This is a genomic window from Caballeronia sp. dw_19, from assembly GCF_018449515.1.
GTDB lineage: Bacteria > Pseudomonadota > Gammaproteobacteria > Burkholderiales > Burkholderiaceae > Caballeronia.
In genome coordinates this window covers 1-13,001 of sequence record NZ_JAAVUQ010000077.1, presented here as the reverse complement: position 1 = coordinate 13,001, position 13,001 = coordinate 1, and the positions used below count along the sequence as shown (strand labels likewise).

The window sequence follows — 13,001 nt, the reverse complement described above, 5'->3', positions numbered from 1 at the left end:
TGTATTCATAGGTGCCCCAAAAGCACGGTGCTCGCCAGAGCCACGGATGTGTGAACCCCTCTTTCTCCGAACACCGATACCCACACGCTTCGCCACCAGTGATTGAACCTGCCCAAGGGGCACCCCGCGCTATCCGCGGACAACCTCCCTCCGAATTTGTACTCTCGTCGAACCACGCCGCCAACCCGCAACGTACTAAAACCCCGAAGGTGCTTATGGCAGTAACCAACGAAAATAATGGTATGGAGAACGTAGCCACTTCACTAAAACTCGAAGCGGTAATTCGCGTCAAGCTACTACAGATCGGGCTGCGATCCACGAATGCGACCGCGCAGACCAGGCAGCTAACCCACCAAAAAACGAAACCGAAAAGACGCGTGAGGCCGTGGTGGTTCCTTGGCAACTTGTGCTTGCCCGAGAGCGTACGGGGCGAAGCGTGTTCGTGTCAGGATTCGCGAGAAGGAGGGTTTCACACATCCTCCGCTCTGGCGAGCACCGTGCTTTTGCGGCACCTATGAATAGAAACTGCACGCTGTGGACACTTAGGGTAGCGCGGTTTAAAAGCGTTTTCTTTGCTTCGTTTCTTTGTCGCTTTGGACAAAGAAATGACGTGCCGCCACGCACAGTGGCTAATAGTGATAAAGAGAAAATCCGAGTCAGGCAGACCACCAACGCCGAAAGCAGCAGCCCAGCATTGACCCCGACCACTAACCCAAAAACCACCACCCCGGCATTGACTCCGACCGCTAGCCCCAGAACCGCCGACCCTGCCCCCTAACCCCAGAACCGCCCCCCGCCCCCTAACCCTACCCACGTTCAAACAAATCGAGTTGTTTCTCCAGTTCCACGCGCAACCGCCCCGACAACTCCGCCTCCGCTTGAACCAGCGGCGCAAGCATCGCAGGCGCGTGCACATCGATCAGGTCCATCACGGATTTCATCGGACCGGGATTGGTCTCGGCGAACGCCATGTTCATCAGCGGAATCAGCGAGCGATGCAATGTCAAGGCTTCCTGCGTCTTCCCCTCCGAAGCCAGTTGATAAATCTTTCGCCACGCAGTCGGCAGCAACGTCGCCGTGACGACAATCCCGCCTCGCGCACCGGCCGCCACATGCAATGGGAACAACGTATCCTCACCGCTCAGCACGGCGAACGATTCATCCACGCCCGCAACGGTGCGCAAGAAATGCCACATGTCCGTGTTGCACGCCTTCATGCCAATGATCCGCTCATGCCTCGACAACTCGTGCAGCACCTCGGGCGCAATCGCAATCCGCGTGCGGTACGGGATTTCATAGATGAGAATCGGCAGCGGCGATTCATCGGCGTAACGCATGAAGTAATCGCGAATCCCGCCCTGCGTCGGGTTCGTGTAGTAGGGTGTCAGCACGAGCAGACCATCGGCGCCGGCCCGAGCGAAGTCCTTTCCCGCTTGCATCGCATCGTGATAACCGGGATCGAGCACGCCCGCGACAACGGGGATCTTGCCCGCAGCCTGCTCCGCTGTGATCTCGGCCATGCGAATGCGCTCGGCGCGCGATAACGCGCCATATTCGCCAGTGCCGCCAAGCGGCACCACACCGTCCACGCCTTGTTTCAGCAGATAGCGCATGAGCGCGCGAGCGGCGTCGGCATTGATGGTGTCGTCGGGATTGACGGGAGTCGGAATAGCCGGCAAGACGCCACGCAGTTGGTGTGCTGAAAGCATGAGTTAGTCCTGGAAAACAAGGTTATTCAAGAAGCAAGGCTGCGGCGGCGCAACCGGTCCGCCACCCAGATCAAGGCTGCAATAAAGACGAACAGGCACGTGGAAACGGCCGCAATGACCGGTGAAATCTGCATCGTGATTTCGTCCCAGAACTGCTTGGGCAAGGTCGTGCTCAAGCCGCCCGACGAGAACAACGCAATGGTCAGTTCATCGAAGGAGGTAGCGAAAGCGAACAGGAACGACGACATCAACCCCGCACCGAGAATCGGGAACGTGACGAGGCGCAGCGTGGCCCACGGCCGTGCGCCCATGCTATGCGCGGCCAGATCAAGTCGCGTGTCGTAGTTGCGCAGCACGGCCATCATGGTGATCACCACGTAAGGCACAGCCACCACGGTATGTCCCAGCACGAGGCCGAACGACGACCCGATCAAGCCGATCTTCGCGAAGAAATAGAACACGCCTACTGCAATGATCATGCGGGGCACCACGATCGGCGCGAGGATGAAAGCAAGCATGGCCGCCTTGCCCTTCATGCCGCCACGCACCAGCAGGAACGCAGCGGGCGTGCCGATCAGCATCGAGAGAATGCCGGTGCCGATACCCACCAGCATGGAGCGCGTAATGGCCTGCATCCACAACGGCGAATCAGTGATCTGCCGATACCACTGCAACGAGAAACCGTGCGGCGGCCATGCGAGACCGGACGCGGAATCGAACGAGAGTGGAATCATCAGGAACGCAGGCGCGCTGAGGAAGACAAGTAGCAAGATCACCACCACGCGCAACGTCAGGCTTTCGCCTTTGGCGGCACGGCGTTTGCATCGTTTGGGAAATAGACCGATTCCCGCATCGGTCGCGTTGCCCAGCGCGGTCAGGATCACATCACCCAGCTTGCGGCTCCAGCCGCCGCCGTGCTTCGGACCACGCGCGGCCGAGCTGCCGCCAGCCATCGTGGAGAGGCCGACCATGCGGTCGTAGATCAGGAACACGAGCAGCACGACCGCCAGCAACAACACGGAGATTGCCCCCGCGAAACCCCAGTTCAACGCCTGCATCACCTGGTCGATGATCAGTTGCGTAATCATGGTCTGATGTCGTCCGCCGAGCAGCGTGGGCGTAATGAAGAAGCCGATAGCCGTGACGAACACCATCAACGCGCCCGCGGCAACGCCCGGCAGCGACAACGGAAAATACACCTTCCAGAACACCGTGCCCGGCCGAGCGCCGAGCGTGGCGGCAGCGCTCGGCAAGCGGCGGTCGATGTTCTCCATTACCGAGAGCATGGTCAGCACCGCGAGCGGCATCAGCGCGTGGACCATACCCACGATCACGGCGGAAAAGTTATAGAGCAGGCTCAACGGCCGGTCGATGATGCCAAGTCCAAGCAACATCTGATTGATCACGCCGTTGCGCCCGAGCAGCACGACCCATGCAAAGGTACGCACGAGAAAGCTGGTCCAGAAGGAGAGCAAGACCCAGAACAGCAGGCGGTTCTTGCGCTCCCGCGTCAGCGATGAAATCAGATACGCGATCGGATAACCGGTGAGCACGGAGAAGAAGGTCGTCCACAACGAGATCTTCAGCGTGATCAGCAATACATCCACATATACCGACGATGCAAAGAGCCGCTTGTATTCAACCAGCGTAAAGCCGCTGTCGTTATGTACGCTGAGCAGCAACAACTGGCCGACGGGGTACACGAGCATCACCAGCAGCAACACGATGATCGGTGCGCTCATTGCGCCGGGTCGCAACCACGCGCGCCATCGGGCAGGGCGTGGCGGCGGCGCGTCCGGATGCGTTTGCTCGGCGGTCAGGACGGAACGATTCATCTCTTACCCCGCAATGGCAACAGCGTCCGCAGTCAGCCACGAAAGCCCGAGCGTCTGCCCGATCTCGTACTGGCGGCCGAGCCGGTTGGTAGGGAAAGCCGCGACGAGCGGCGGGGCGTCGCTGATATGCGACTGCAGATAAAGCTTCGTCATGCTGCCGGTCACCATGATGTCGGTGAGCTTCGCCGACAATGTCCCGCCGTTGATCGACGCGGCCGGCGGCCCATCGTGGATCTGCAGGTTTTGCGGACGCAACATCAGCTTCACCGGCTTGCCGTCTCGAATCACGGAGTCGTACGCCATTGCGTTGACGTTCGCGCCACCCTGCACGCTGATCTGTACCTGATCGCCGCTGCGCCCCGTGACCACTGCATCGAGCAGGTTCGATTCGCCGAGGAAATCCGCGACAAACACGCTCTTCGGGCGGAAATACAGATCCGCGGGCGTGCCGAGTTGCGCAATCGATCCGGCGTTCATCAGGCAGATGCGGTCGGACATGGTCATCGCTTCTTCCTGATCGTGCGTGACGTAGACAATCGTCGTGCCCAGGTCGCGATGAATCCGCTTGATTTCCAGTTGCATCTGGTCGCGTAATTTCTTGTCCAGTGCGCCGAGCGGTTCGTCCATCAGGATGATCGACGGGCGGTAGACCATGCAGCGCGCGAGGGCAATGCGTTGCTGCTGACCGCCCGACAATTCACGCGGATAACGCCCCGCCACATGCGGCAGATGCACCATCTCAAGCGCTTGCATGACCTTCTCGCGCGTCGCTTTGGCGTCGGTCTTGCGCATCTGCAACGGGAACGAGATGTTCTCCGCTACCGTCATGTGCGGGAACAGCGCGTAGTTCTGAAACACCATGCCGATGTCCCGCTCATACGGCGCTCCGTACGTCACGTCGACACCATTGATCCGTACCTGGCCATCGTCCGGCTGTGCCAGTCCCGCGATCAGACTGAGCAGCGTCGTCTTGCCTGAGCCGCTGGGTCCGAGCAGGGTCAGGAATTCGCCCTGGGCGACATCGAGATCGATCGGCGCGAGCGCGACGAAGTCGCCATAGCGCTTGCACAGTCCCGTGATTTGAAGATTCGAGGCAGACATGGAATCGGCATCCGTGGCGGTGAAAACACAAAAGGAACGCGATGAAAACAGCGCTCAGGTCAGGATCCAGCTATTGAACCGTTCGAGCGCGACGCTTTGTTTTTCCTGCCAGAACTTTGCATCGATATGCAGGCCGTTCTTCATGTTCTCCGGGAACGTCGGGCAGTTCTTCGCAATCTCGGGCTTGATGTAGTTAAACGCTTCGGGCTGCGTAACACCGGCCGGGAAATATTCGACCAGCGCGGCCTGACGTTTTGGATCGGACGCGAACTTGATGAACTCGCGGCAGGCGCCGGCATTCGGTGTGCCTTTGAGGATCGACCAGTTGTCGCAGCCCCAGATGTTCTGGTTCCAGACGATCGCCACCGGCGCGCCGTTCGCAATAGCCGATTGCGCCCGCGATACCCACGTGCTGATCATGTCGACTTCACCGGAGCCCAGCATCTGTTCGACTTGCGCACCCGTGGTCCACCATACATCGACGTGCCTGGAAATTTTGTCGAGGCTCGCGATGCCCTTGTCGAAGTTGACCGGATAGACCTGCGAGGGCGACGCGCCGTCTGCCATCATCGCTTCTTCGAAGGTATCGAACGGATACTTGCGCAGGCCGCGACGGCCCGGGTAGTCCTTGACGTTCCACATATCGGCCCATGAATTGGGGGCTTTGCGGCCCTTGAAGGCATCGGTGCGATACGCGAGCACGGTCGTATAGATGTTGGTGCCAACGCCATACGGCGACATGTATTGCGGTGGAATCTTCGCAATCACCGGATCGGCTTCAAGCCCATGCTTCTCCAGGTATTCCTTGCCGCCGCCCGTCAACAGGAGGATAGCTGGCTGACTGATCTTGGCCATGTCCCACGTGTAGCTGCCGGTCTCGACCATGCTTTTGATCTGGGCGGTCGGTTCAGCGTTAGCCTGCACGCCGATCACTTCAATTCCTGTCTTTTCCGTGAAGGGCTTGTAGAAAACCGCGCCGTACGCCTTGGTGTAGATGCCGCCATCGTCGCGAATGACGATCCGCTTGCTTGCCGCGCGCGATGGCGTCCAGACGAACGGGAACGCCACCGCCGCGGCGCCGGCGACAGCCGTCTTGATGACCGTGCGGCGGCCGGGTTGCTGAAGCGGTTGGATCTCATCGCGTGCGGGCTGCTTTTTCATGTCGGCTCCAAGGGTGTGGATAGAAACAGAAACGCTGTGATGCGAACGTCCGGGCTTCTTCCCGGCCTGGATCGGTTAGTTCTAAGGTGACCAAAAACTCAGGGCAGCAAACGCCCCGGATTGAACAGGTTGTGCGGATCGAGCGCGTTCTTCACCGCGCGCATCAGGCCGAGTTCAGCCGCGGATTTGTAGTGCGCCATTTCCGGCAGCCCGGTTTGCCCGACGCCATGCTCCGCGCTGAACGTGCCGCGTAATTCATGCGCGACGTCGTTCACGCAGCGGCGCATGGCGTTGGCCATGGCGGAGCGATCCGCGAGTTGGCGCCAGGCGTCGAAGGTGAAGAAGGGGATGAAATGCGCGTTGCCGTCGCCAAGATGCGCGACCACGAGGATGTCCAGCCCGGGAACAATGGCATGCACCGCTTGCGTGGCACGCTCGATAAACAGGGGCACCGCGGACACCGGCACCGCACAGTCGGTCGTCAGGCCCACGCCCGCTTTCTTGTTGGCTTCCGACACGCTATGGCGAATTTCCCAGAGCGCGGCGCGTTGTGTCTGGTTGCTGGCGAGGACGGCGTCGTGGATCAGCCCTGCAACGGCTGCGTGTTCGAGCGTTTGCTGCATCAACGCGGCCATTTCCTCGCCGCCGTGGGTGTCTCCTAGTTCGACCAGCACGTGCCATTCATGCAATTCCGAGAGTGGATTGCGGCGGCCGGGAACCTGCTCGACCACGAGTTCAAGCTGGCGGCGGTTGATCATCTCGAAGGCGCTCAGACGCGATCCGCACGCGGCCTGGAACATCCCGAGGATGTGCAGCGCGGCGGCGGGATCAACGGGCGCGAACCACGCGAGCGCGTGTTGAACAGGCAGCGGGTGCAGCTTTAGCGTAGCCGCGGTGATGATCCCCAGCGTGCCTTCCGTGCCGATGAACAAGTGCTTCAGGTCGAGCCCCGTGTTGTCCTTGCGCAAGGCGCGCAGACCATTCCAGACGGTGCCATCGGCGAGTACGACCTCTAGACCCAGCACGTTGTCGCGCGTGTTGCCGTAACGCAGGACCGCAGTGCCGCCCGCATTCGTCGATAAATTCCCGCCGATCTGGCACGAGCCCTCGGCGCCCAGACTCACCGCGTACAGGCGTTGTTCGGCCGCGGCTGCGTCCTGGATGGTTTTCAGCACGCAGCCGGCTTCGACTTCCATCGAGCCGTTGGCGGCATCTATATGGCGAATGCGCCGCATGCGCGTCAGATTGACGATGACCGGCGGCAGGCCCACGTTTGCCGGCACCGCGCCCGCACACAGGCTGGTGTTGCCGCCCTGCGGCAGGACCGGGACGCCGTACGCCGCGCACAGGCGCACGACGGCCGACACCTGCGAGGTGTTCGACGGCTGGACGACTGCCGCGGCCGGTCCCTTGTAGCGGCCTCGCCAGTCTTCCGTGAAAGGCGCGAGGTCGGATTCGGCTGTCAGCACCGCATCGGCGCCGAGTTCCGCTTCCAGGGCTGCGATCAACGCCGTGACGTTCTTCATGTCGAGTTCCTCGATAGTGGCGGCTTCCCGGACCAGCAACGGGTCAGCGGAAACGCCGCGTCTGAAAAACAGCATAGGGAGAAAAAAATCGCATTGAAATGCGTTTAATCGTAATGCGATTAAAATAGGCGTTATCGCCGATCAGATAGCCGAGGGAACGGGTCGCAATGACGGGAGAAACGTGCCGCCCGAAAAAAAACGCCTCAGCGGCGGCAAAGTCGTCGAGAATCGACCCATCATTGAGCAAGGGCATTAATCAGGGTCGGAATAAGGCCGCGTTTTTTAGGCTCAATGAGCGGCTGCATGCGGCTTTTGCGGTCTTGATTCGGGCTAAATCGTCCGCAAATGAGTGCTTGTCCGAGCTAAATGTTGTAGTTTTGCTGCGCTCGGCTACTAGATACGCCTGATATTGGCGTTTACCGCACTAGCCGCAAGCAAGTTGCTATAAACTGTACGACCCGCGCGAATACTGCGCTCGTTAGCGCGTCCCGCCTCCAAACTGATTCAGTTTTGCTCGAATCAGCGCATCGAATTGGCTGAATAAGCTGAATAGCTGAACCCGAGGTGATGATCCCGTTGGTCGTCACGGTAGTGCTCGTGTCTAACCGCTTGTGCACTGGTTTGTCATTACAGAGCAAAGCTGTCGAGGAAATGTATGACAAGTTTTGATCCAACCGAATCTACCGCCGGCAACGGCGTTCCTGCAAAAAAATCGAAAGCCCGCCGTGGGTCTGCCGACAAGTTGTCGCGCCCAATGGACGAAAGCGTCTGCTCGCCCGAGCAGGCCGATGAGCGTCAACGCCAGATGCGGGCGTTGATTCAACTGGGAAAACAGCAAGGCTTCCTGACCCACGCAGAGATCAACGATCACCTGCCGGGTAACTTTGCTCAGACGTCGGCTATCGAAACCATTGTCAGCACGTTCCGCGACATGGGTGTGGCCGTCTACGAAGAAGCGCCGGACTCGGAAACATTGCTGCTGAACGATTCCGCCCCCACGGCGGTGTCCGACGAGCAATCGGACGAAGAAGCGGAAGTCACGCTGGCAACCGTCGACTCGGAATTCGGCCGGACGACCGATCCCGTGCGTATGTATATGCGCGAAATGGGCAGCACTGAACTGCTGACCCGTGCGGGCGAGATCGAAATCGCGAAGCGCATTGAAGATGGCCTTGGCGAGATGATCAAGGCGGCATTCACGTGCCCGTCGACGGTGATCACGCTGCTCACGACTGTGGACAAGATTGTCGCGGGCGAGTTGCGCATCGACGAACTGGTCGATGGCTTCAAGGACACCACGCTGGACGAAGACGCGGTGCCGGCGGATGCCGATACCGAGGCTGAACTCGATGAAGCTGAACTGGCGTCGGAAGGCGACGACGAAGACGGCGAGACCGAAGACGAGCAGGCAACGCGTGCGAACGCAACGCGCCTCAAGCATTTGCTGCGCGACTGCTTGCCCATTTTCTCGAACGTGCGGGACCATTTCGACGTGTTCCATGCGGCTTATATCGCCGACGATTCACGCACCGGCGACTGGCCGAGCGTGCAGGAACATATCCAGCGCGAGCTGGCCACGATCCGCTTTACCGCTCGTACGATCGACCGGTTGTGCGCCGAGGTCCACGAGCAGGTCGAGCAGGTCCGCGCTATTGAGCGCCGTATCCTGAAGATCGCCGTCGATCTGGCGGGCATGCCGCGTGAGAAGTTCGTGGAAGTATTCCCGGGCCACGAGACGGATCTCGAGTGGACGACCCGTCACGCTGCAGCGTCAAACGCCTATGGCAAGGCGCTGGAACGCAGCCTGCCGGCCATTCAGGCGGAACAGCAAAAGCTGATCCAGATCGAATCGAACCTGATGTTGCCGCTGTTGCAACTGAAGGCGCTGAACAAGCAGATGACGTCCGCCGAGCACAAGATGCGTCAGGCGAAGCGCGAAATGACGGAAGCAAATCTGCGTCTGGTGATCTCGATCGCGAAGAAGTACGTGAACCGCGGCATGCATTTCCTGGATCTGATCCAGGAAGGCAACATCGGCTTGATGAAGGCCGTAGACAAGTTCGAATACCGCCGTGGCTGGAAGTTCTCGACGTACGCCACGTGGTGGGTTCGTCAGGCGGTGACGCGTTCGCTCGCCGATCAGGGCCGGACCATTCGCGTACCGGTGCACATGATCGAGACGATCAACAAGCTGAACCGCGTATCGCGCGAAATCCTGCAGCAGACGGGTCAGGAAGCGCATCCGTCGGTGCTGGCGGTTCGCCTCGATTTGTCGGAAGAGAAGGTTCGCAGCATCCTGAAGATTGCGCGGCAGCCGGTTTCGCTCGAAACGCCTTTGGGCGAAGACGGCGACACGACGCTGGGCGACATGGTGGAAGATTCGAACACCGAGTCGCCGGCCGATGCCGCCATGCACGCCGACATGCGTCTGGCGATCAAGGATGCGCTCGATTCATTGTCGCCGCGTGAAGCGAAGGTGCTGCGCATGCGCTTTGGTATCGACACCGTTTCCGACCATACGCTGGAAGAAGTCGGCAAGCAATTCGATGTGACGCGTGAGCGGATTCGCCAGATTGAAAGCAAGGCAATGCGCAAGCTCGTGCATCCTAGCCGGTCGGAGAAGCTGCGCTCGTTCCTGGCACATTAAGGACGCCGCAAGGCTCGCTGGAAGGTAGGTTGACGCCGTTGGACCCGCAGAGGGTTCAACGGCGTTTTTGCTTGATGCTCTACGGCTTGACGCTCTCCCGCTTACCCCAGGCAGATCCCAGCCTCCCGCTCCCGATGCGAACCAGGCCCACCCTTCAAGGGCGAAGATTTGCTCCACTGCTGACCTTGCTCTTGTAGAACCCCGGTAGCACCAGCGCATCCGGACTTCTGGCAAGATGCACCCCCTGCTGCACAGCGGCGTTGAACTGAAACGACGTGCTCCACAAGCGGATGCGAGTCCGGAAGAAGTCCGCCCACTGGAATTCGGCAAACGGTTCAGGCGTTTTAATGTAGCCGCCCGCGTTGCGCACAAACGCTGCGAGGCTTCGGTACGGATCGTCTATCAGCCCCGATACGTTGGACGGAATCGCGGCAACGCCATGCAGGATGCCGTGCTCGTCATAGGGGTGCACCCAGCGCCGGTTTGCCATCTCCAGCCAGAAGGCGTCGCCTTTCAGCTTCGACAGGTCGGCCATGACCTCAACGTAAGCATAATTAATCTGGGCGTCGAATAGCGCTCGCGCAAGGTGATGGTGATCGGTCGCGAAGTGAGTGCCATCCCGGCCCAACACGGCCGGAATAGGTAGGGCCTTCAGCGCGCGCTTCAATTCTTCCGCAGGCAGGGAGGCGAAGTGTTTGCGTTTCTCATCGACTTCCAGCATGCCCGCGGTTATCTGCGTCGGATGGATCTGCTGCAATTCCAGCCTGACTAATTTTTTCATGGTGTGTACGCAGGATTAAAGGGCCAGCGGCAAGCGTAACCGACGCAGTTCCCGCCAACAAGTTTGCGAGGGAGCAGGCGCGGCGCCTGCGTTCGCGTCCTGGTCACTATTCAAACGTGTGCGCTTCGCATTTTTCTTTACATGACTCACCGTCATTTTTCGCGGATATTGTTATGGAGAGGTTATGGAGATGTTGAAGCGCGCTTGGTGTAAATGCTGAGGTCCATGCCGATGAAACCGGTTAGTCTGTGGGCGATCCCGGATAGCGGCGATGATTAACAAATCGAGCGAAAGGCATATGTCAGCATCCGTTGCAAATTCTTCGACCAAAGTGGTCCCAGGTGCACCCGTTTTAATGCTCGGCGCTGTAGGCGTCGTTTTTGGAGACATCGGGACAAGTCCGCTTTACACCCTTAGGGAATGTCTCAAGGCCGCGGGCGGAGCCAGTCAGGTTAATGTGTTTGGCATCGTATCGCTGATCCTTTGGTCGATCCTGATTGTCGTCACGCTGAAGTACGTCAGCTTTGTCATGCGAGCAGGCAATGACGGCGAAGGCGGCATTCTTGCGCTGACCGCGCTGGCATCGGGCGTTGCTCCCGAGCGCTTGCGTAATGTCTTGCTGACGCTGGGCGTGTTCGGTGCGGCCATGTTCTATGGCGACTCCATGATTACGCCGGCTATTTCCGTCATATCGGCGGTGGAAGGCGTGACGCTGATCGATGCTCAGCTGACAGCCTGGATCGTGCCCATTTCATTGGTTATCCTGACGGGTTTGTTCGCCATCCAGAAACACGGCACCAGTGCCGTGGGGAAGATCTTCGGGCCGGTCATGGTGGTCTGGTTCGTGACCTTGGCCGCGCTGGGTTTGCTTCACATCGTCCAGCATCCGCTCATTCTTGAAGCCGCTTCGCCGACCTTCGCCATATCGTTCGTGGCTCATAGTCCGGGCACCGCGTTCATCGTGCTGGGCTCGGTCTTCCTGGCGCTGACCGGCGGCGAAGCCTTGTATGCGGACATGGGGCACTTCGGTAAAAAGCCGATCCGTCTCGCGTGGATGTTTCTCGTCTGGCCGAGCCTGGTCATGAACTATTTCGGGCAGGGCGCGCTCGTGTTGATGCATCCCGCTACGCTGAAACAACCGTTCTTCGAGTCGGCTCCCGGCTGGGCGCTTGTCCCGCTTGTCATCCTGGCGACGGCGGCAACCATTATCGCGTCGCAAGCGGTGATCTCGGGCGCGTTCTCCATGACGAAGCAAGCCGTGCAGCTTGGTTTCCTGCCGCGCATTCCGATCGTCCATACATCGACGCATGAAATTGGTCAGGTCTATGTACCGTTCATCAATCTCTCGTTGTTCGCGGCGGTCGTGTTCCTGGTGGTGTTCTTCAAATCATCCGATAACCTCGCGTCCGCCTACGGCATTGCGGTGGCTTCCACCATGCTGCTCACGACCCTGTTGATGTATTTCATCACGCATTGCCTCTGGCACTGGAAACCATTGGCAACGGCGCTTGTTATCGGGCCATTTGCGATTGTCGATGCGGTGTTTGTATCGAGTAACGTCAGCAAGGTGCTCGACGGCGGCTGGTTTCCGCTGCTTGCAGGCGCTACGTTGTTCACGGTCATGACGACCTGGCACAAGGGACGCGAAACGCTGATCGACCGCATGAAAGCGGAGAACCTGCCGCTCAAGGACATCATCCATTCGCTGTGCAGGAGCAGTCATCCGCCGTCGCGCGTTGAAGGCACGGCGGTGTTCCCCGGCGGCGTGGCCGGCATGACTCCGACGGCGTTCATGCACAATCTCAAGCACAACCGCGTGCTGCACAATACGAACATCTTTCTCGCCGGCACGACCGACAACGTGCCCCATGTCAGGGACGCTGACAAGGCCGTGGTGGAGGATCTTGGTGATGGCTGTTATGCGGTCAGGGTGCGTCACGGCTTTATGGAGATTCCCGACGTGCCGGCGCTTTTGACGCTGATCCAGAAGCAGATTCCCGGTTGGACCTATGATGCCGCCGATACCTCGTTCTTCCTCGCCCGCGACACGATTCGTGCGACCGGTGAAAGCAAGGCGATGGCGCTTTGGCGTGAGAAGCTGTTCGCGTTTCTTGGGCGGAATGCTGCGCAAGCGGCGGAGTACTATAGTTTGCCGCCTAATCGTGTGGTTGAGTTGGGTGGGCAGATCAATATGTAGGGGTGGGGGGGCGGGGATGGCGGGTGGGCGGTTCTGGGGGTAGC

The 13,001-nt window shown here is 59.6% G+C and carries 9 protein-coding genes; 2 read left to right on the top strand and 7 right to left on the bottom strand.

Translation table 11 applies throughout. The annotated features are described in order from the left end of the window. Positions 1–806: 806 nt before the first annotated feature. The 6 genes from dapA to HB376_RS40010 form a co-directional block, all read right to left on the bottom strand. Entirely contained in the window at positions 807–1,709 is a 903-nt protein-coding gene (gene dapA, locus HB376_RS40035) for a 4-hydroxy-tetrahydrodipicolinate synthase (RefSeq protein WP_213769215.1), read from the bottom strand. Between the two features lie 26 nt (positions 1,710–1,735). Next, the gene (locus HB376_RS40030) at positions 1,736–3,451 is read right to left on the bottom strand and encodes an ABC transporter permease subunit (protein WP_213769217.1); all 1,716 of its coding nucleotides are present in this window, start codon (positions 3,449–3,451) and stop codon (positions 1,736–1,738) included. A gap of 96 nt (positions 3,452–3,547) precedes the next feature. Next, a complete protein-coding gene (locus HB376_RS40025; RefSeq protein WP_213769214.1) occupies positions 3,548–4,645 on the bottom strand; it encodes an ABC transporter ATP-binding protein in 1,098 nt (365 codons plus the stop codon). A 54-nt stretch (positions 4,646–4,699) separates the two neighbouring features. Continuing rightward, on the bottom strand, positions 4,700–5,806 hold the full coding sequence (locus HB376_RS40020) for an ABC transporter substrate-binding protein (protein WP_213769213.1): 1,107 nt from the start codon (positions 5,804–5,806) through the stop codon (positions 4,700–4,702). Between the two features lie 98 nt (positions 5,807–5,904). After that, a complete protein-coding gene (locus HB376_RS40015) occupies positions 5,905–7,332 on the bottom strand; it encodes an FAD-binding oxidoreductase (RefSeq protein ID WP_213769212.1) in 1,428 nt (475 codons plus the stop codon). Between the two features lie 43 nt (positions 7,333–7,375). Beyond that, positions 7,376–7,585: a hypothetical protein gene (locus HB376_RS40010; RefSeq protein ID WP_213769211.1), complete on the bottom strand. Its 210-nt coding sequence runs from the start codon at positions 7,583–7,585 to the stop codon at positions 7,376–7,378. Positions 7,586–8,086: 501 nt separating this feature from the next. On the opposite strand from HB376_RS40010, the gene rpoD reads away from it, so the two are divergent. Then, positions 8,087–9,979 (top strand): RNA polymerase sigma factor RpoD, encoded by a 1,893-nt coding sequence (rpoD, locus tag HB376_RS40005; RefSeq protein ID WP_213769216.1) that lies wholly within the window; start codon positions 8,087–8,089, stop codon positions 9,977–9,979. Positions 9,980–10,133: 154 nt separating this feature from the next. Here rpoD and HB376_RS40000 read toward each other — a convergent pair whose 3' ends face one another. Further along, positions 10,134–10,760 carry a ParB/Srx family N-terminal domain-containing protein gene (locus HB376_RS40000; RefSeq protein ID WP_213769210.1) on the bottom strand — a complete coding sequence of 209 codons (627 nt, stop codon included), beginning with the start codon at positions 10,758–10,760 and terminating at the stop codon, positions 10,134–10,136. 298 nt (positions 10,761–11,058) lie between these two features. Between HB376_RS40000 and HB376_RS39995 the strand changes: the two genes are divergently transcribed. Next, positions 11,059–12,957 (top strand): potassium transporter Kup, encoded by a 1,899-nt coding sequence (locus HB376_RS39995; protein ID WP_213769209.1) that lies wholly within the window; start codon positions 11,059–11,061, stop codon positions 12,955–12,957. The last annotated feature ends 44 nt before the right edge of the window (positions 12,958–13,001 follow it).

What these genes read in the sequence shown, in the direction of transcription:
- dapA (WP_213769215.1), bottom strand. Translation starts at nt 1,709, where the DNA reads ATGCTTTCAGCACACCAACTGCGTGGCGTCTTGCCGGCTATTCCGACT.
- HB376_RS40030 (WP_213769217.1), bottom strand. Translation starts at nt 3,451, where the DNA reads ATGAGCGCACCGATCATCGTGTTGCTGCTGGTGATGCTCGTGTACCCC.
- HB376_RS40025 (WP_213769214.1), bottom strand. Translation starts at nt 4,645, where the DNA reads ATGTCTGCCTCGAATCTTCAAATCACGGGACTGTGCAAGCGCTATGGC.
- HB376_RS40020 (WP_213769213.1), bottom strand. Translation starts at nt 5,806, where the DNA reads ATGAAAAAGCAGCCCGCACGCGATGAGATCCAACCGCTTCAGCAACCC.
- HB376_RS40015 (WP_213769212.1), bottom strand. Translation starts at nt 7,332, where the DNA reads ATGAAGAACGTCACGGCGTTGATCGCAGCCCTGGAAGCGGAACTCGGC.
- HB376_RS40010 (WP_213769211.1), bottom strand. Translation starts at nt 7,585, where the DNA reads ATGCCCTTGCTCAATGATGGGTCGATTCTCGACGACTTTGCCGCCGCT.
- rpoD (WP_213769216.1), top strand. Translation starts at nt 8,087, where the DNA reads ATGGACGAAAGCGTCTGCTCGCCCGAGCAGGCCGATGAGCGTCAACGC.
- HB376_RS40000 (WP_213769210.1), bottom strand. Translation starts at nt 10,760, where the DNA reads ATGAAAAAATTAGTCAGGCTGGAATTGCAGCAGATCCATCCGACGCAG.
- HB376_RS39995 (WP_213769209.1), top strand. Translation starts at nt 11,059, where the DNA reads ATGTCAGCATCCGTTGCAAATTCTTCGACCAAAGTGGTCCCAGGTGCA.